We start from the raw sequence: 18515 nt of genomic DNA on the forward strand, positions 1-18515 counted from the left end.
CACCGTCCGTTGAACGCGTCCTTCAACCGCGAGAACAGCCCCTGCTGCCCCGGCTGACTGTGCCTGCCCGGGGGACGACCCCCGGACCCCCGGCAGCAGCCGCACCGCCGGCGTCACCGCCCGTCGAACGCGTCCTTCAACCGCGAGAACAACCCCTGCTGCCCCGGCTGACTGTGCCTGCCCGGGGGACGACCCCCGGACCCCCGGCAGCAGCCGCACCGCCGGCGTCAGCGCCCGTTGAACGCGTCCTTCAACCGCGAGAAGAGCCCCTGCTGCCCCGGCTGGAACTGCCCCGTGGGGCGTTCCTCGCCGCGGAGTTTGGAGAGCTCGCGGAGCAGGCGCTCCTGCTCGGGGTCGAGCTTGGTCGGGGTCTGGACCTCGACGTGGACGATGAGGTCGCCGCGTCCGCCGCCGCGCAGGTGCGTGACGCCCCGGCCGTGCAGCGGGATCGACTGGCCGGACTGGGTGCCCGGGCGGATGTCGACCTCCTCCATGCCGTCGAGCGTCTCCAGCGGCACCTTCGTGCCGAGGGACGCCGCCGTCATGGGGATCGTCACCGTGCAGTGCAGGTCGTCGCCGCGCCGCTGGAACGTGCTGTGCGGCAGCTCGTGGATCTCGACGTAGAGGTCACCGGCCGGACCGCCGCCGGGACCGACCTCGCCCTCGCCGGCGAGCTGGATCCGCGTGCCGTTGTCGACACCGGCCGGGATCTTGACCGTGAGCGTACGGCGGGAGCGGACGCGGCCGTCGCCCGCGCACTCCGGGCACGGGGTCGGGACCACCGTGCCGAAGCCCTGGCACTGCGGGCAGGGGCGGGACGTCATGACCTGGCCCAGGAAGGACCGGGTGACCTGCGAGACCTCACCGCGGCCGCGGCACATGTCACACGTCTGGGCGGAAGTGCCCGGGGCCGCGCCCTCGCCGCTGCAGGTGTTGCAGACGACGGCCGTGTCGACCTGGATGTCCTTCGTCGTGCCGAAGGCGGCCTCGTCGAGCTCGATCTCGATACGGATCATCGCGTCCTGGCCGCGGCGGGTGCGCGAGCGCGGTCCGCGCTGCGACGCCGTGCCGAAGAACGCGTCCATGATGTCCGAGAAGTTCCCGAAACCGCCGGCTCCGAAGCCGCCCGCGCCGCCGCCACCGGCCTGCGAGAGCGGGTCGCCGCCGAGGTCGTAGACCTGCTTCTTCTGCGGGTCCGACAGCACCTCGTAAGCGGCGTTGATCTCCTTGAACCGCTCCTGGGTCTTCGGATCGGGGTTGACGTCCGGGTGCAGCTCGCGCGCGAGCCGCCGGAAGGCCTTCTTGATCTCTTCCTGCGACGCGTCGCGGCGCACGCCGAGTACGGCGTAGTAGTCCGTGGCCACTACGACTCCGCCAGGATCTGTCCGACGTACCGTGCCACTGCGCGTACCGCTCCCATCGTTCCCGGGTAGTCCATGCGGGTCGGTCCGACCACGCCGAGCTTGGCGACTGCCTCGCCGCCCGAACCGTAACCGACCGACACGACAGACGTGGAGTTGAGTCCTACGTGGGCGTTCTCATGACCGATCCGTACGGTCACGCCCGGATCCTGCGCCTCGCCGAGCAGCTTGAGGAGCACGACCTGCTCCTCCAGCGCCTCCAGCACCGGCCGGATCGTGAGAGGGAAGTCATGCCCGAAGCGGGTCAGATTGGCGGTGCCGCCGATCATCAGCCGCTCCTCGTTCTCCTCGACGAGCGTCTCCAGGAGTGTGGAGAGCACCGTAGAGACCGTACCCCGGTCCTCGTGCTCGAACGCCTCCGGGAGATCCTCCACCAGACTCGGCACATCCGCGAAACGGCGGTTCGCCACACGGCTGTTGAGCCGGGCGCGCAGATCCGCGAGCGAGGCGTCGCCGAAGGGCGCCGGGCAGTCGACCATCCGCTGCTCGACCCGCCCGGTGTCCGTGATCAGCACGAGCATCACGCGTGCGGGCGCGAGGGAGAGCAGCTCCACGTGCCGCACCGTCGAACGGGTCAGCGAGGGGTACTGCACGACGGCGACCTGACGTGTGAGCTGCGCGAGCAGCCGCACCGTCCGCGCCACGACGTCGTCGAGGTCGACGGCGCCCTCCAGGAAGTTCTGGATCGCGCGCCGCTCGGGCGCGGTCATCGGCTTGACGCCGGCGAGCTTGTCGACGAACAGCCGGTAGCCCTTGTCGGTGGGGATGCGCCCGGCACTGGTGTGCGGCTGGGCGATGTACCCCTCGTCCTCCAGGGCCGCCATGTCGTTGCGGACGGTGGCCGGGGAGACGCCGAGGCTGTGCCGCTCGGTGAGGGCCTTGGAGCCCACCGGCTCCTCGGTGCCGACGTAGTCCTGGACGATGGCGCGCAGCACCTGAAGCCTGCGTTCACTGAGCATCGCGCACACCTCCAGAAGTCGTCCGCCCGTGGTCCTGCCTGTCGAGCCTGGCACTCTGCGCGTGCGAGTGCCAGCATTCCCCGGCCCAGTGTACGGCGGTGGGGTACACCCCCGGCAAGGCTGGTCGTGCGGCGCCGTGCCCCGAGCGGGGCGCACCGCTAGCGTCGCCGTATGACGGTGACTTGGGAAGACCTCGGATGGGAGCGCCTGGCCGCCGGTGTGGGGCGGTGCCGGCTGCCGGTGTGGGACTGCACGACCGGGCTGGTCGCCGGGGACGGGGCGGTCCTCATGATCGACGCGGGGTCGAGCCTCGCCGAGGGCGCGAAACTGGGCGCGCAGGCGCGGGCGCTCACCGGTCACCGTGTGACACATCTCGCGCTGACCCACCCGCACTTCGACCATGTCTTCGGTGCCGCGGCGCTCCCGGACACCGAGGTGTTCGGCGCGGTGGGCGTGGACGCGCTGCTGACGCGGGCGCGGGACCGCGAGGAACTGCGCGAGGACGGGGTGCGCCAGGGCCTGGCGGCGCCCACGGCCCGGGAGGCGGCGGAGCGGCTGACCCCGCCCGGCCACCTCGTCTCCGGCGAGTGGACGCTCGACCTGGGCGGCGGTCGGCAGGTGCTGCTGGCGAACGTCGGGCCGGGGCACACCGCGCACGATCTGGCGGTGCTGGTGCCGGGCGATCCGGAGGTGGTGTTCTGCGGCGACCTGGTCGAGGAGTCCGGCGAGCCGCAGGCGGGCCCCGACGCGATGCCGTCGCACTGGCCGGCCGCCCTGGACCGGCTGCTCGACCTGGGCGGCGAGGACGCGGTGTACGTGCCCGGTCACGGAGCGGTGGTGGACGCGGCGTTCGTGCGGGCGCAACGGGACGCGCTGGCGGCGCGTTTCGGCGTGTCGCGGTGATCGCCGTTCGCCTTCTCCTATCGTCATCCGAATGCGCCAGTACTCCGCCGATCTGACCCCGCCGTGGAAGAAGCCGAAACCGGTGCCCGAGGTGGCGGCGGAGCCGGGCCTGGTGGTGGAGGAGCCGGGGAGCGGCTTCTGCGGCGCGGTGATCCGCTGCGAGGCCGGCACGGTGACGCTGGAGGACCGCTTCGGCAAGCACCGGGTGTTCCCGATGGAGCCGCGCGGCTTCCTGCTGGAGGGCAGGGTGGTGACCCTCGTCCGCCCCTCGCCGGGCGGCCCCGCGCGTCCCACCCGCACGGCCTCCGGTTCGGTGGCCGTCCCCGGCGCACGCGCGCGTGTCGCCCGCGCCGGCCGCATCTACGTCGAGGGCCGGCACGACGCCGAGCTGGTCGAGAAGGTGTGGGGCGACGACCTGCGCATCGAGGGCGTGGTCGTGGAGTACCTGGAGGGCGTCGACGACCTGCCGTCGATCGTCTCCGAGTTCGCCCCCGGCCCGGACGCGCGGCTGGGCGTCCTGGTGGACCACCTCGTACCGGGCTCGAAGGAGTGGCGCATCGCCCAGTCGGTGACGAGCGAGCACGCGCTGGTCGTCGGCCACCCGTACATCGACATCTGGGAGGCGGTGAAACCGTCGTCCCTGGGCATCGCCGCCTGGCCCCGGGTCCCACGCGGCCAGGACTGGAAGACGGGCGTGTGCAGGGCTCTGGGCTGGCCGGAGAACACCGGTGCGGCCTGGCAGCGGATTCTGTCGGGGGTCCACTCGTACAAGGACCTGGAGCCGGAACTGCTGGGCCGGGTGGAAGAACTGATCGACTTCGTGACGGCGCCCTGACGGCGGTCATACCTGCCGCGCCCCTGCGCAGCCGCATAGCGGCGGACACACGCGGCCACCGAGCTGCGGACACACGCGGCCGCCCAGCTGCGGGCGCGCTCAGCCACGCAGCTGCGGGCATGCGTGCCGCGCGGCGCCCTGACGGCGGCCTAATACCTGCCGCCCCCCTGCGCAGCCGCATAGCGGCGGACACACGCGGCCACCGAGCTGCGGACACACGCGGCCGCCCAGCTGCGGGCGCGCTCAGCCACGCAGCTGCGGGCATGCGTGCCGCGCGGCGCCCTGACGGCGGTCCAATACCTGCCGCGCCCCTGCGCAGCCGCATAGCGGCGGACGCACGCGGCCACCGAGCTGCGGACACACGCGGCCGCCCAGCTGCGGGCGCGCTCAGCCGCCCAGCTGCGGGCATGCGTGCCGCCAGGGGCGGCTCCCGTCCCTGGGAGGGCGGCACTCCGCGACGCCGGGCTGCGGACCCACCCCGCCGCAGCCCGCACACCGAGCACCTCAGTCCACGAGGTCCCGGACAACCCCGTCCGCCAGCAACCGCCCTCGCAGGGTGAGCACGGCTCGCCCCTCCTCATACGCCCCGGCGTCCAGGAGCCCGTCCGACAGCGCCCTGCGCGAGGCCGCAAGCCCCTCCTCCCGCAGCAGCGACAACGGCACGCCCTCCCTGAGCCGCAGCTCCAGCAGGATCCGCTCGACCCGCCGATCCTCATCGCTCAGTACCTCACGCCCGGCCCCCGGCGACCGCCCCGCCGCCAGCGCAGCCGCGTACGCCCCCGGGTGCTTGACGTTCCACCACCGCACCCCGCCCACGTGACTGTGCGCACCGGGCCCGGCCCCCCACCAGTCGGCCCCCCGCCAGTACAGCTCGTTGTGCAGGCACCGCCCGGCCCGCGAGGTCGCCCAGTTCGACACCTCGTACCACGCGAAGCCCGCGCCCGAGAGAACCTCGTCCGCGATCAGGTACCGGTCGGCGTGCACGTCGTCGTCGGTCATCGGCACCTCGCCGCGACGGATCCGCCGCGCGAGCTGCGTCCCCTCCTCGACGATCAACGCGTACGCGCTGACGTGATCCGGCCCGGCCCCCAGCACCGCGTCCAGCGACGCCCGCCAGTCGTCGTCGGACTCCCCCGGCGTGCCGTAGATCAGGTCGAGGTTCACATGGTCGAACCCGGCCGCCCTGGCCTCCGCCACACAGGCCTCGGGCCGCCCCGGCGTGTGCGTGCGGTCCAGCACCTTCAGCACGTGCTGCCGCGCACTCTGCATCCCGAAGGAGATCCGGTTGAAGCCCCCCTCGCGCAGGGCGGCCAGATACGCGGGGTCGACGGACTCCGGGTTCGCCTCGGTCGTGACCTCGGCGTCCTCCGCCAGCCCGAACTCGTCCCGCACGGCCTTCAGCATCCGTACGAGATCTCCGGCGTCCAGCAGCGTGGGTGTGCCCCCTCCCACGAACACCGTGCGCACCGGCCGCGGATCGTCGCCCAGCACCTTGCGCGCCAGCCGGACCTCGTCGGCCAGTGTCTCGGCGTAGTTGTCGCGGGAGGCCAGCACCCCGCCGGTGCCGCGCAGCTCGGTCGCGGTGTACGTGTTGAAGTCGCAGTAGCCGCAGCGGGTCGCGCAGTACGGGACGTGCAGGTAGAACCCGAGCGGGCGGTCGGCGGCCCCGGCGAGCGCGGACGCGGGCAGTGCGCCGTCATCGGGGACGGGCTCGCCGTCGGGGAGTGCGGAAGGCATGCCTTCCATTGTCCAGCACCGGCGCGCCCGCTCCGCCCGGAGCGGCTGTCAGTCCGCCTGGAGGACCAGCAGCGCGAGATCGTCCGCGGGCGGACGCGCCCCGAACTCGTGCACCAGCCGCTTGATCCGCTCGGCTATCAGCTCCGCGTCCAGCCCGGCGCACCCGGCCAGCGCCGTCGCGAGCCCGTCCCCGTCGTCGAACTGGCGGGAGCCCGAGCGGCGCTCGGTCACGCCGTCGGTGACGCACAGCAGCGTGTCGCCGGAGCGCAGCTCGAAGGTCTCGCTGGTGTAGGTGGCGTCCTCCACGACGCCGAGGAGGGTCTGGGGCTGCGCGGCCGTGTGGACCTCGCCGCCCGCCCCGAGCAGCAGCGGCAGCGGGTGCCCGGCGGAGGCGACGGTGCAGCGGACGCCGCCGTCGAAGGGCACGAGCTCGCCGTACAGCAGGGACAGGAAGCGCGTCTGGGGGCCGTCGCCGGGCGGGGTCGGGCGCGCGCCAGCGGCCACCAGCGCCCGGGCCGCCGCGTCGGCGGCCTCCGTCGCGTCGTCGAGGAGCAGTTGGTTGAGGCGGTCGAGGACGTCGGCGACCCGGTAGCCCTCACGGGCCAGCAGCCGCAGCCAGGGCCGGGCCAGGCCGATCACGACGGCCGCCTCGGGGCCCTTGCCCTGGACGTCTCCCACGGCGAAGCACCAGCGGCCGTCGCCGGCGGGGAACAGGTCGTAGAAGTCGCCGCTCGGGCCGCCCTTGTCGCACGGCTCGTAGACGAGGGCGCTGCGCATGCCGGGGATCTCGGCCACGGCGCCGGGCAGCAGGCCGCGCTGCAGGACGGCGCTGATGGTGGCCTGGCGGGCGTACTGGCGGGCGGCTCCGATGGCGAGGGCCACCCGGCGGCTGAGGTCCTCCGCGAGTCCGGTGATCTCGTCGGGGAAGCCGGCCTTCCCGGAGCGCCCGATGACGAGGGTGCCCAGCGGGCGTCCCCCGGCGACCAGCCGGTACGCGAGGGCCGAGCCGGGCTCGCCGTCGCCGAGCGCCTCGCCGGGCCAGGGGTAGTCGACGGGCCCGGACCTGCCCCGCTCCCGGTTGCGTTCGAACGGGGACGACGACCCCGTGGGGTCGAACGGCTGCGGCGGGTCCTTCTCCAGGACGCGGCGCAGCTCCTCGATGCGGTTCTCGCTGCCGTGCCAGACCCGGGCGAGGCGTGGTCCGCCCGCGCCCGCTCCGCCGCTCCAGCCGCCGCCGGTGGCCTCGTCCTCCAGCCACACCGCGCACCAGTCGGCCAGCCGGGGCACGATCAGCTGCCCGGCGAGGGCCGCGACCAGGTCCTCGTCGAGCTGCCCGGCGAGCAGGTCGGAGGCCTCGGCGAGGAAGGAGAGGGCTCCGCGGCCGAGCCAGGCGCCGTCGGGCCCGTTGCGTCCGCCGGGGTTCTCGTGCCGGTCCCGCCAGTCCCGTAGGTCGTTCCAGTCACGCAGGTCACGAGCCTCCCGTAAGGCGGGCCAGTCCCGTGCCTCTCCGCCCTCCCGCGAGTCCCATGTCTCTTCTCCGTCACGCTGGTCCCACAGGTCGCCTGTGCCACGCCAGGCCCGTAGGGCCTCCACCGCCTCGTCACCCGGGTGCGATTCGGACGCCAGGATCTCGGCTGCCTCGTCGTCCTGGCGCGGCTCGGGCGCCAGGATCTCCGCGACCCGGAGGCCGCGCGCCAGCGCGTGCTCCCCGGCGTACGCCTCGATCTGCTCGCCCGCCGCGCACCCCCCGGCGGGCAGCCGTGCCCAGACGGTCTTGCGGCCCGTGCGGTAGGTGATCCCCCACGCCTCGGAGAGCGCGCCGACGAGCCGCAGGCCGCGCCCGTACTCGGGGGTGTCGTGCGGCGTCTCCGGCTCGCCGCCGCGTGGGGCCCGGGAGGGGTGGTGGTCGGAGACCTCGACGACGAGCGCGGCCGTGTCGGGGGTGTCGCCCTCCAGTCGGCACTCCATCTCGACGTCGGTGCCGGCGTGCACGACGGCGTTGGTGACGAGTTCGCTGACGACGAGCGTGGCGTCGTCGGCGAGGCGGTCGGTGAGGTGCTCGGCGCCGGGCAGTCCGAGCCCGGTCCACTCGGTGAGGGCCGCGCGCACCAGGGCGCGTGCGGCGCCCGGCGCGAGGGAACTGCCGGGCAGGGTCGCGTGCGCCCGCGCGCACTCCGGTGCGGGCGCCCCGGCGGACGGTGTGATCACCTCCGCGGACGGTGCGGGCTCCTCGGAAACGGGCCCCTCCTGGACGGGCACGGGCGTCTCCCAAGCGTGTGCAGGCGCCTCTGAGGCACGGGAAGCGGTCTCCCGTTGCGTCGGAATGGCCCCCATGGACAGCTCCCCGGGCAGTTCGTACGAATACGCCACAGTCGATGCCGACAGAGTGACAGACTGACCCCGCCCATAAGCGCCGAGTTACCGAAGTGGGCCGCCATGAGTGAGAACAGTGCTACTCCTGTGGTCGAAGACCGGCACGAAGACGGTCAGATTCGTGCATCCGATCTGCGTCCCCTGCTCGCAGCCATGACAGCGGCACGTGACGGTGATTTCACCAAGGTGCCGGAATCCGGCCACGGGATGGTGGCCGAACTCACCGCGGTCTTCAACCAGATCATGGACCGCAGCGTGCATTTCACGTCCGAGACGCGGCGCGTCAGACGGGAGCTGGTGCGGCACGGACGGCTCGACGAGCGGCTTTCGGCCAGCCCGGGCCAGGGCCTGTGGACATCCCGGGTCAACGACGTGAACCAGCTGCTCGACGCCCTGGTCGCCCCGGCGGCGAACGCCACGCGCGTGCTGGACGCGGTGGCCGGCGGCGATCTGACCCAGCGGGTCGATCTGCACGACGGGACGCGGCAGTTGCGAGGCGACCTGCGCCGCCTGGGCCGGGCCGTCAACACGATGGTGGACCAGCTCTCCCTGTTCACGGGCGAGGTGACGCGGGTCGCGCGCGAGGTCGGCACCGAGGGCCGGCTCGGCGGCCGGGCCAAGGTGCAGGGCCTGTCGGGCAGTTGGCGGGACGTGACGGAGGCCGTCAACACGATGGCGTCCCGGCTGACCGCCCAGGTGCGGGACATCGCCGCCGTGACGACGGCGGTGGCCCGGGGCGACCTGACCCGCACGGTGACGGTGGAGGCGACCGGCGAGTTGCTGGAGCTGAAGCTGACCGTCAACACGATGGTCGACCAGCTGTCCGCCTTCGCCGACGAGGTGACCCGTGTCGCCCGCGAGGTCGGCACCGAGGGCCAGTTGGGCGGCCGTGCCCAGGTGCGCGGCGTGTCCGGGGTGTGCCCGGCTCGCCGCCCTGATGCAGGGCCACCGGGATCTGATGGAGGTCGCCGACCTGATACTCCGCGAGCTGACCCCGCTGGTGAACGCCCAGTACGGCGCCTTCTATCCGGCCGACCCGGACGAGGACAGCGCGGCCCCGCGCACCACCGTGCCGATCAAGGGCCTGGCCTTCATCGCCGGGTACGGCGCCGCCCAGGACGCGACCGTCGAGACCGGCGGCCTGCCGGTGCACGGTCTGGTCGCGCAGGCGGCCCGGGAGAAGAAGCGGATCCTGGTGGAGGGCGCCCCGCCCGACTACATCAAGATCAACAGCGGCCTCGGCGAGGCGGCCCCGACCACGATCGTCATCATCCCGATCCTCTTCGAGGACAAGCTTCTCGGCGTCATCGAACTCGCCTCGTTCTCCCGCTTCTCCGACGTCCACCTGGCGTTCTTCGACCAGTTCGTCAACACCATCGGCGTCGCCATCAACACGATCATCGCCAACTCCCGCACGGAGTCCCTGCTCGGCGAGTCCCAGCGCCTGGCCATGCAGCTCCAGGAGCGCTCGGACGAACTCCAGAAGCAGCAGGGCGAACTCCAGCGCTCCAACGCCGAACTGGAGGAGAAGGCCGCCCTGCTGGCCACGTCCTCCCAGTACAAGTCCGAGTTCCTGGCCAACATGTCGCACGAGCTGCGCACACCGCTGAACTCCCTGCTGATCCTGGCCCGGCTGCTCTCCGACAACCCCGACGGCCATCTCTCCGACCAGGAGGTGCAGTTCGCGACGACCATCCACCGCTCGGGCTCGGACCTCCTGCAACTGATCAACGACATCCTGGACCTGTCGAAGATCGAGGCCGGCCGGATGGACGTACGCCCCAAGCGGCTCCCGCTCATCAAACTGCTCGACTACGTCCACGCCACGTTCCGTCCGCTCACCCTGGACCGGGGGCTGGCCTTCGAGGTCGCGGTCGGCGAGGACGTACCGCGCGAGATGTTCTCGGACGAGCAGCGGCTCCAGCAGATCCTGCGCAACCTGCTCTCGAACGCGATCAAGTTCACCGCGAACGGCAAGGTAGAGCTGCGGGTGGACCGGGGGGAGGACGCCGAGCACCGCTATGTCAGGGACACCGGCGACGTCATCGCGTTCGCCGTGTCCGACACCGGCATCGGGATCGCGTCGGAGAAGCTCCCCGTGATCTTCGAGGCGTTCCAGCAGGCCGACGGCACCACCAACCGCAAGTACGGCGGGACCGGGCTCGGCCTGTCCATCAGCCGGGAGATCGCGGGCCTGCTCGGCGGCCGGATCGTCGCCGAGAGCGAACCCGGCAAGGGCTCCACGTTCACCCTGTACGTGCCGGTCGTCAGCCCCGGGCACACGGCTCCCGTGCCCCTCCCCGAGGACCGCGCCGACCTGCCCCTGCCGCTCCAGCCGACCACCGGCCCCTTCCCGGTCGCGCACGACACGGACGACGCCTGGCCGTCCCCCACGAAGCTGGAGGCGTGGACGTCCGGCAGGCCGGGCCGGATCCTGGCCGGCCGGCGGGTGCTGATCGTCGACGACGACATCCGCAACGTCTTCGCCCTCACGCATGTCCTGGGCCGGGTCGGCATGACCGTGCTCTACGCGGAGAACGGCCGCGAGGGCATCGAGACGCTGGAGCGCAGCCCGGACGTCGAACTGGTCCTGATGGACATCATGATGCCGGAGATGGACGGCTACGAGACCATCTCCGCGATCCGCCGCACACCCCGCTGGACGGGCCTGCCGATCGTGGCGCTGACCGCCAAGGCGATGCCCGGTGACCGGGAGAAGTCCATCGCCCGCGGCGCCAACGACTACGTGCCCAAACCGGTGGACATCGACGGCCTGCTGACGGTCGTCTGCGAACTGCTGGACCCCGAGGGCACGGAAGAAGAGGCATGAGCAGCACGGCCACTCACCCCGAACGCGCCGGAATCCTCCTGGTCGACGACATGGAGGACAACCTGACTGCCCTGGAGGCCGTGCTGGCCTCCCTCAACGAGCCGCTCCTGCGGGCCCGTTCCGGCGAGGAGGCCCTGAAGGCCCTCCTGCGCCGGCCGATCGCCCTGGTCCTGCTGGACATCCGCATGCCCGGCATGGACGGCTTCGAGACCGCGTCCCACATCAAACGCCTCGACCAGACCCGTGACGTCCCGATCATCTTCCTCACCGGCGCGGACGACGACGCGGGCTATGCCTTCCGCGGCTATGCGACCGGCGCCGCCGACTACGTGACCAAGCCGTTCGACCCGTGGGTCCTCAGGGAGAAGGTCAGCGTCTTCCTGGACCTCTACCGAAAAGGCAGAGAGGTGGAACGCCTCAGGGCGGAGGTCCAGGACTTGAAACGCCGGGCGGGTGACGCACCTTAGGGGCGCGGGGCTGTATCGATGTGCGGCTCCGCCGCGTGGGCGCGAGCGACCACGAACGGCCTGTGGTCGCCCGCGCTCCCGCACCGCCCCCTACGCCTCGCGAGAGCCCTCGTACATCTCCTCGATCAGGTGCTTGTACTCCCGCTCCACAACGGGCCGCTTCAGCTTCAGACTCGGCGTGATCTCACCGTGCTCGACGTCCAGGTCCCGCGGCAGCAGCCGGAACTTCTTGATGGTCTGCCACCGCTGAAGCCCCTCGTTGAGCTGCTTCACGTACCCGTCGACCATGTCGACGGTCACCGGCGCGGCGACGATCTCCGCGTACGACTTCCCCTCGAGCCCGTTCTCCTTGGCCCACTCGGTGATCGCGGCCTCGTCGAGCGCGATGAGCGCCGTGCAGAAGTTCCGGTCGGCCCCGTGCACCAGGATGTTGGAGACGTACGGGCACACCGCCTTGAACTGCCCCTCGACCTCCGCCGGGGCGATGTACTTGCCGCCCGAGGTCTTGATGAGGTCCTTCTTGCGGTCGGTGATCCGCAGGTACCCGTCGGGCGACAGCTCCCCGATGTCCCCGGTGTGGAACCAGCCGTCCGTCTCCAGCACCTCGGCGGTCTTCTCGGGCAGCTTGTGGTAGCCCTCCATGATGCCCGGGCCGCGCAGCAGGATCTCCCCGTCGTCGGCGATCCGCACCTCCGTGCCGGGCAGCGGCTTGCCGACCGTGCCGGTGCGGTAGGCCTCGCCCGGGTTCACGAAGGACGCGGCCGAGGACTCGGTCAGGCCGTAGCCCTCCAGGATGTGGATGCCGGCGCCGGCGAAGAAGTAGCCGATCTCCGGCGAGAGCGCGGCGGAGCCCGAGACGCACGCCCGCAGGTTGCCGCCGAAGGCCTCGCGGATCTTGGCGAAGACCAGCGCGTCGGCGGCCTTGTGCTTCGCGCCCAGCCCGAACGGCACCGACGCGGTCCCGGTCCGCCGGAAGTTGTCCTGCGAGACCTTGGCGTACTCGCGGGCCACCTCGGCCGCCCACTGGAAGATCTTGTACTTGGCGCCGCCGCCGGCGCGGGCCTTCGCGGCCACGCCGTTGTAGACCTTCTCGAAGATGCGCGGCACGGCCGCCATGTACGTCGGCTGCACCACCGGCAGGTTCTCAATGATCTTGTCGACCCGGCCGTCCACGGCGGTGACGTGCCCGACCTCGATCTGCCCCGAGGTCAGCACCTTGCCGAAGACGTGCGCGAGCGGCAGCCAGAGGTACTGCACGTCCTCGGTGCTGACCAGGCCGGTCGCGGCGATCGCCTTCGCCATGTACGACCAGTTGTCGTGCGGCAGGCGCACGCCCTTGGGGCGGCCCGTGGTGCCGGAGGTGTAGATGAGGGTGGCCAGCTGGTCCTTGGTGATCGCGCCGACCCGCTCCTTGATCAGGTCGGGGTCCTTCTCCAGCCGGGCCGCGCCGCGCTTCTCCAGCTCGTCCAGGGTGAGGATCCAGTCGGCGGTCTCGACACCGGCCGCGTCGATCACCACGACATGCGTCAGCTCGGGCAGCTCGGCGCGCTTCTCCTCGGCCTTGGCCAGCTGCTCGGCGTTCTCCGCGATCAGCACCCGGCTCTCGGAGTCCGACAGGATGTACGCGGACTCCTCGGCGTTGGTCTGCGGATACACCGTGGTCGTGGCCGCGCCGGCGCACATGATGCCGAGGTCGGCGAGGATCCACTCGAGCCGGGTGCCGGCGGCGAGGGCGACGCGCTGCTCGGCCCGCACGCCCAGCTCGATGAGCCCCGCCGCGATGGCGTAGACCCGCTCGGATGCTTGCGCCCAGCTCAGCGACTTCCACTCGTCCGGCCCCTGGCCCGCGGGCGATGGGACCGGATACCGATAGGCCTCGGCGTCCGGCGTGGCCGCGACGCGCTCCAGGAAGAGGCCCGCCACGGACGGGGGACGGTTCTCGATCAGGGTCTGTGTGTCGCTCACGACATCCTCCGGGGCCCGCGACGATGCGGCTGGCTCAGGTGCGGCTGGGTGGCACTCACGAGATGCAGGTCTCGCCCGTTGTTTAACTCGTGAGTAACTAACGAGCAGGGATCAGAGTAAAGGGCGACCGGCCGCCGCGTAAGGGCCCGCGGCCTGTCACTTCGTACAGAGAGCTACCCCGCATACGCACAGGGCCCGCCGCACTTTCGCACGACGAGCCCCTGTTCAACCCGGATTGCGGTGTAACCCACGGTAATCCGTGGTTACTTCTTGCCCTTGCCCGACCCCGCGCTGTCATCACTGGACAGGACCGCGATGAAGGCTTCCTGCGGAACCTCTACGGAACCCACCATCTTCATTCGCTTCTTGCCCTCCTTCTGCTTCTCCAGCAGCTTCCGCTTACGCGAGATGTCACCGCCGTAGCACTTGGCGAGGACGTCCTTGCGGATGGCGCGGATGGTCTCACGGGCGATGACCCGGGAGCCGATGGCGGCCTGCACGGGGATCTCGAAGGCCTGGCGCGGGATCAGCTCGCGCAGCTTGGCGACGAGCCGCACTCCGTACGCGTAGGCCGCGTCCTTGTGGGTGACGGCGGAGAAGGCGTCGACGCGGTCGCCGTGCAGCAGGATGTCGACCTTCACCAGCTGGGCGTCCTGCTCGCCGGTGGGCTCGTAGTCCAGGGAGGCGTAGCCGCGGGTCTTGGACTTCAGGTTGTCGAAGAAGTCGAAGACGATCTCCGCGAGGGGGAGTGTGTAGCGGATCTCGACGCGGTCCTCGGAGAGGTAGTCCATGCCGAGGAGCGTGCCGCGACGGGTCTGGCAGAGCTCCATGATCGAGCCGATGAACTCGCTGGGGGCGAGGATCGTGGCCCGGACGACCGGCTCGAAGACCTTGTCGATCTTCCCCTCGGGGAACTCGCTCGGGTTGGTGACCGTGTGCTCCTTCCCGTCCTCCATGATCACGCGGTAGACCACGTTGGGCGCCGTGGCGATGAGTTCGAGGTTGAACTCGCGCTCCAGGCGCTCACGGATGACGTCCAGGTGCAGCAGGCCGAGGAAGCCGACGCGGAAGCCGAAGCCGAGGGCCGCGGAGGTCTCGGGCTCGTAGACCAGGGCCGCGTCGTTGAGCTGCAGCTTGTCCAGCGCCTCGCGGAGATCGGGGTAGTCCGAGCCGTCCAGCGGATAGAGACCGGAGAAGACCATCGGCTTCGGGTCCTTGTACCCGCCGAGGGCCTCGGTGGCGCCCTTGTCCTTGCTGGTGATCGTGTCACCGACCTTGGACTGACGGACGTCCTTCACGCCGGTGATGATGTAGCCCACCTCGCCGACGCCGATGCCGTCGGCCGGGGTCATCTCGGGCGACGAGACGCCGATCTCCAGGAGCTCGTGCGTTGCGCCGGTCGACATCATCTTGATGCGCTCGCGCTTGTTGAGCTGCCCGTCGACGACACGGACGTACGTGACCACGCCACGGTAGGAGTCGTAGACCGAGTCGAAGATCATCGCGCGGGCGGGGGCGTCCTTGACGCCGACCGGGGCCGGGACGTCGCGGACGACCCGGTCCAGGAGTGCGTCCACACCGATGCCGGTCTTCGCCGAGACCTTGAGCACGTCCTCGGGCTCGCAGCCGATGAGGTGGGCGAGCTCCTCCGAGAACTTCTCCGGCTGCGCGGCCGGCAGGTCGATCTTGTTCAGCACCGGGATGATCTTGAGGTCGTTCTCCATCGCCAGGTAGAGGTTGGCGAGGGTCTGCGCCTCGATGCCCTGGGCGGCGTCGACCAGGAGGATGGTCCCCTCGCAGGCGGCGAGCGACCGGGAGACCTCATAGGTGAAGTCGACGTGCCCGGGGGTGTCGATCATGTTCAGGATGTGCGTGTCGTTCTTGTCGTGGGTCGGGGCCCACGGCAGACGTACCGCCTGTGACTTGATCGTGATGCCACGCTCGCGCTCGATGTCCATGCGGTCGAGGTACTGGGCGCGCATCTGCCGCTGCTCGACCACTCCGGTCAGCTGGAGCATCCGGTCGGCGAGCGTGGACTTGCCGTGGTCGATGTGCGCGATGATGCAGAAGTTGCGGATCAGAGCCGGGTCGGTACGGCTCGGCTCGGGCACGTGGCTGGGGATCGCGGGCACGCAGGGTCCTGATTCTTGAGGCGTCCGCAGTGTCTGCGGTCTCGGGTCGGATCGATACGTAGCCTCCATGGTCCCACGGGTGGGGACCATGGACGGGTTTGGGCCGCGGAAGGGGCCGCTGGTAGCCTGGGTGGCTGTGCCTCATGCCCTCTCGCAGGAGGCGCGACCCAAGAAAATCACCCGGTGCGGGAATCGTGCGGTGTCCGTGCGGCCTCGTGCCAGAACCTGAGAAGGCTCATTCGTGGCGAACATCAAGTCCCAGATCAAGCGGATCAAGACCAACGAGAAGGCGCGGCTGCGCAACAAGGCCGTCAAGTCCTCCCTCAAGACCGCGATCCGCAAGGCCCGTGAGGCTGCTGCCGCGGGTGACGTCGAGAAGGCCACCGAGTACCAGCGCCTCGCCGCGCGTCACCTCGACAAGGCCGTCTCCAAGGGCGTCATCCACAAGAACCAGGCCGCCAACAAGAAGTCGGCGCTTGCTTCGAAGGTCGACGCGATCAAGGGCTGACATCTGATGTGACGCCGGAGGGAATCGAGCGGGCCCTCTCTCATCCGCTCCCGTCCGGCACCCCCGGATCCGCGCGCGGCCTGCGTTCGCCACGCGGGCGCGGATCCCGCAGCTTGAACCGAAGGCCTCGCTTTCCGCCCTTCCCCAGGGCGGCCGGCGGGGCCTTCGGCCTGTTCAGGACCAGAACTCGTTGTTCTTCTCGATGTCCTCGACGCATTCGTCGAGGTCGGTGACCTTGTCGCCGACGATCCGGAAGACGATGCAGCCGGTGTCGTCCAGCTTCCTGCCCTGCCGCTCGGCCGTGAACCTGCACATGCCGACCGCGTGCCCCCGGCCGTCGACGGCGATGCCGAGCATCTCCAGACGTATCGACCCGGCGGTCTCCTCGCCGAGCCGCCGGTACATGTCCATGATCGCGTCCTGGCCCTTGAAGTCACCCGAAAGCGGGTGACTTCCGGGCACGTGATGGGTCGCGTCCTTGGCGATCAGTTCCCGCAGGGTGTCCAAGTCACCACGTGAGAAGGCCTCGAACCCCTTGCGGACCAGCGCTGCGTGCGGGTGTTCAGCCATGACCCTCGCCACCTCTCCGTCTCTTGGCGACGTACGGCTGATACACCCGATTCTCCTCTTCGGCAGGAGGAGGGCGACTCGATCACGGCACAGTGGAGACATGGACGCAGACGACACGAGCGCGCCGGCCCTGGTCCGCGCGGCGACCAGACTCCCCGCCCAGGACCTGGAGCGGGCCCGGCGCTTCTACTCGGAGAAACTCGGTCTGGACCCCGTGGACGAACGCCCCGGCGGGCTGCTCTACCGCTGCGGCGGCGCGGAGTTCGTGCTGTTCCGGTCGACGGGAGCCTCGCCCGGCACCTTCACGCAGATGGCCTTGGAGGTCGAGGACATCGAGGCCGCGGTCGCCGAGCTGAAGCGGCGCGGCGTGGTCTTCGAGGAGGTCGACGCCCCCGGCTTCCGGACCCGGGGCGGGATCGCCGAGATCGACGGCAACTACCCGAGCAAGGGCGCACGGGGCGAACGCGGCGCCTGGTTCCACGACAGCGAGGGGAACCTGCTCGGGATGGGGGAGCCGGTGTTCTGAGGCGGCGGTTCATGGAAAGAGCTGTCGGGCGAGCCCATCGCGGGGCGGCCTGAAGCGTGCCGTAGAGGGAAGGCCCGTCGCGGGGCGGTCCCTGAAGCGTGCCGTAGAGGGAAGGCCCATCGCCGGGTGGTCCCTGAAGCGTGCCATAAAGAGAAGGCCCATCGCGGGGCGGTCCCTGAAGCGAGCCATAAAGAGAAGGCCCATCGCAGGGCGGTCCCTGAAGCGAGCCGTACCGGAACGACCCGTGGAGGAAGGTGCCCACGAGGCCTGAGTCCGATCGGCCCGGGCCCCGCTAGCCGCGTCCCCTGGAGCGGGCCGCCCTGGCGATGGTGACCACCGCCTTCTCCAGCGCGTACTCGGGGTCGTCGCCGCCGCCCTTCACCCCCGCGTCCGCCTCGGCCACGGCGCGCAGCGCGATCGACACACCGTCCGGAGTCCAGCCGCGCATCTGCTGCCGCACCCGGTCGATCTTCCACGGCGGCATGCCCAGCTCCCGCGCGAGGTCGGCCGGGCGGCCCCCGCGGGCCGAGGACAGCTTCCCGATCGCCCGGACGCCCTGTGCGAGCGCGCTCGTGATCAGTACCGGCGCGACCCCGGTCGCCAGCGACCAGCGCAGCGCCTCCAGGGCCTCCGCCGCCCGCCCCTCGACCGCCCGGTCGGCGACGGTGAAGCTCGACGCCTCGGCCCGGCCGGTGTAGTAGCGCCCGACGACCGCCTCGTCGATCGTCCCCTCGACGTCCGCGACCAGCTGCGACACCGCCGAGGCCAGCTCCCGCAGATCGCTGCCGATCGCGTCGACGAGCGTCTGGCACGCCTCCGGCGTGGCGGATCTCCCCGTCGTCCTGAACTCGCCCCGCACGAACGCCAGCCGGTCCGCCGGCTTCGTCATCTTCGGGCAGGCCACCTCACGGGCCCCGGCCTTGCGCGCGGCGTCGAGCAGCCCCTTGCCCTTTGCCCCGCCGGCATGCAGCAGCACCAGGGTGATCTCCTCGGCGGGGGCCCCGAGGTACGCCTTCACGTCCTTGATCGTGTCGGCCGACAGGTCCTGCGCGTTGCGTACGACCACGACCTTGCGCTCCGCGAAGAGCGACGGGCTCGTCAGCTCGGCGAGCGTGCCGGGCTGCAACTGGTCCGGGGTCAGGTCCCGTACGTCCGTGTCGGCGTCGGAGGCCTTCGCGGCGGCCACCACCTCCTGCACGGCACGGTCGAGGAGCAGGTCCTCCTGGCCCACGGCGAGCGTCACCGGGGCGAGGGGGTCGTCATTCGCAGTCTTCCTGGCCATCGCGCCA

Annotated in this window: 13 protein-coding genes and 1 pseudogene; 6 read left to right on the forward strand and 8 right to left on the reverse strand. The window is 71.1% G+C overall.

The window, feature by feature from the left end:
* Window positions 1–227 precede the first annotated feature (227 nt).
* Together dnaJ and hrcA are read right to left on the reverse strand one after the other, a co-directional pair.
* Window positions 228–1364, reverse strand: coding sequence for a molecular chaperone DnaJ (gene dnaJ, locus QOL88_RS12805; RefSeq protein ID WP_097216548.1), 1137 nt, complete (start codon window positions 1362–1364; stop codon window positions 228–230).
* The gene (hrcA, locus tag QOL88_RS12810) at window positions 1364–2380 is read right to left on the reverse strand and encodes a heat-inducible transcriptional repressor HrcA (protein ID WP_097216549.1); all 1017 of its coding nucleotides are present in this window, start codon (window positions 2378–2380) and stop codon (window positions 1364–1366) included. The genes dnaJ and hrcA overlap by 1 nt, the downstream gene beginning before the upstream one ends.
* 171 nt (window positions 2381–2551) lie before the next feature.
* Between hrcA and QOL88_RS12815 the strand changes: the two genes are divergently transcribed.
* Window positions 2552–3283, forward strand: coding sequence for an MBL fold metallo-hydrolase (locus QOL88_RS12815; protein WP_097216550.1), 732 nt, complete (start codon window positions 2552–2554; stop codon window positions 3281–3283).
* A 31-nt stretch (window positions 3284–3314) separates the two neighbouring features.
* Window positions 3315–4118 carry a DUF3097 domain-containing protein gene (locus tag QOL88_RS12820; protein WP_097216551.1) on the forward strand — a complete coding sequence of 268 codons (804 nt, stop codon included), beginning with the start codon at window positions 3315–3317 and terminating at the stop codon, window positions 4116–4118.
* A 504-nt stretch (window positions 4119–4622) separates the two neighbouring features.
* Here QOL88_RS12820 and hemW read toward each other — a convergent pair.
* Window positions 4623–5855, reverse strand: coding sequence for a radical SAM family heme chaperone HemW (hemW, locus tag QOL88_RS12825; RefSeq protein ID WP_097216552.1), 1233 nt, complete (start codon window positions 5853–5855; stop codon window positions 4623–4625).
* Window positions 5856–5903: 48 nt separating this feature from the next.
* The gene (locus QOL88_RS12830; RefSeq protein ID WP_373559279.1) at window positions 5904–8114 is read right to left on the reverse strand and encodes a SpoIIE family protein phosphatase; all 2211 of its coding nucleotides are present in this window, start codon (window positions 8112–8114) and stop codon (window positions 5904–5906) included.
* Window positions 8115–8291: 177 nt separating this feature from the next.
* On the opposite strand from QOL88_RS12830, the pseudogene QOL88_RS12835 reads away from it, so the two are divergent.
* Window positions 8292–11058, forward strand: a pseudogene (locus QOL88_RS12835) (ATP-binding protein).
* Entirely contained in the window at window positions 11055–11525 is a 471-nt protein-coding gene (locus QOL88_RS12840) for a response regulator (RefSeq protein WP_097216554.1), read from the forward strand. Before QOL88_RS12835 ends, QOL88_RS12840 begins: the two are co-directional and overlap by 4 nt.
* 90 nt (window positions 11526–11615) lie before the next feature.
* Here the strand turns inward: QOL88_RS12840 and QOL88_RS12845 are convergent, their stop codons facing one another.
* The gene (locus QOL88_RS12845; RefSeq protein WP_097216555.1) at window positions 11616–13490 is read right to left on the reverse strand and encodes an AMP-dependent synthetase/ligase; all 1875 of its coding nucleotides are present in this window, start codon (window positions 13488–13490) and stop codon (window positions 11616–11618) included.
* 263 nt (window positions 13491–13753) lie between these two features.
* Window positions 13754–15622, reverse strand: coding sequence for a translation elongation factor 4 (lepA, locus tag QOL88_RS12850; protein ID WP_097216556.1), 1869 nt, complete (start codon window positions 15620–15622; stop codon window positions 13754–13756).
* A gap of 241 nt (window positions 15623–15863) precedes the next feature.
* Between lepA and rpsT the strand changes: the two genes are divergently transcribed.
* Entirely contained in the window at window positions 15864–16130 is a 267-nt protein-coding gene (gene rpsT, locus QOL88_RS12855; RefSeq protein ID WP_097216558.1) for a 30S ribosomal protein S20, read from the forward strand.
* A gap of 174 nt (window positions 16131–16304) precedes the next feature.
* Here rpsT and QOL88_RS12860 read toward each other — a convergent pair whose 3' ends face one another.
* On the reverse strand, window positions 16305–16700 hold the full coding sequence (locus QOL88_RS12860; protein ID WP_097216559.1) for a nuclear transport factor 2 family protein: 396 nt from the start codon (window positions 16698–16700) through the stop codon (window positions 16305–16307).
* Window positions 16701–16800: 100 nt separating this feature from the next.
* Between QOL88_RS12860 and QOL88_RS12865 the strand changes: the two genes are divergently transcribed.
* Window positions 16801–17226 carry a VOC family protein gene (locus QOL88_RS12865; RefSeq protein WP_097216560.1) on the forward strand — a complete coding sequence of 142 codons (426 nt, stop codon included), beginning with the start codon at window positions 16801–16803 and terminating at the stop codon, window positions 17224–17226.
* A gap of 292 nt (window positions 17227–17518) precedes the next feature.
* Here QOL88_RS12865 and holA read toward each other — a convergent pair whose 3' ends face one another.
* Window positions 17519–18508: a DNA polymerase III subunit delta gene (gene holA / locus QOL88_RS12870; RefSeq protein WP_179878849.1), complete on the reverse strand. Its 990-nt coding sequence runs from the start codon at window positions 18506–18508 to the stop codon at window positions 17519–17521.
* Window positions 18509–18515: the final 7 nt, after the last annotated feature.

The sequence above is a fragment of the Streptomyces sp. Ag82_O1-12 genome (assembly GCF_900182715.1).
Taxonomy (GTDB): Bacteria; Actinomycetota; Actinomycetes; order Streptomycetales; family Streptomycetaceae; genus Streptomyces; species Streptomyces massasporeus.

Coding starts and splice junctions, on each gene's coding strand:
- hrcA (WP_097216549.1), bottom strand. CDS start 2,380: ATGCTCAGTGAACGCAGGCTTCAGGTGCTGCGCGCCATCGTCCAGGAC.
- QOL88_RS12815 (WP_097216550.1), top strand. CDS start 2,552: ATGACGGTGACTTGGGAAGACCTCGGATGGGAGCGCCTGGCCGCCGGT.
- QOL88_RS12820 (WP_097216551.1), top strand. CDS start 3,315: ATGCGCCAGTACTCCGCCGATCTGACCCCGCCGTGGAAGAAGCCGAAA.
- hemW (WP_097216552.1), bottom strand. CDS start 5,855: ATGCCTTCCGCACTCCCCGACGGCGAGCCCGTCCCCGATGACGGCGCA.
- QOL88_RS12840 (WP_097216554.1), top strand. CDS start 11,055: ATGAGCAGCACGGCCACTCACCCCGAACGCGCCGGAATCCTCCTGGTC.
- QOL88_RS12860 (WP_097216559.1), bottom strand. CDS start 16,700: ATGGCTGAACACCCGCACGCAGCGCTGGTCCGCAAGGGGTTCGAGGCC.
- QOL88_RS12865 (WP_097216560.1), top strand. CDS start 16,801: ATGGACGCAGACGACACGAGCGCGCCGGCCCTGGTCCGCGCGGCGACC.
- holA (WP_179878849.1), bottom strand. CDS start 18,508: ATGGCCAGGAAGACTGCGAATGACGACCCCCTCGCCCCGGTGACGCTC.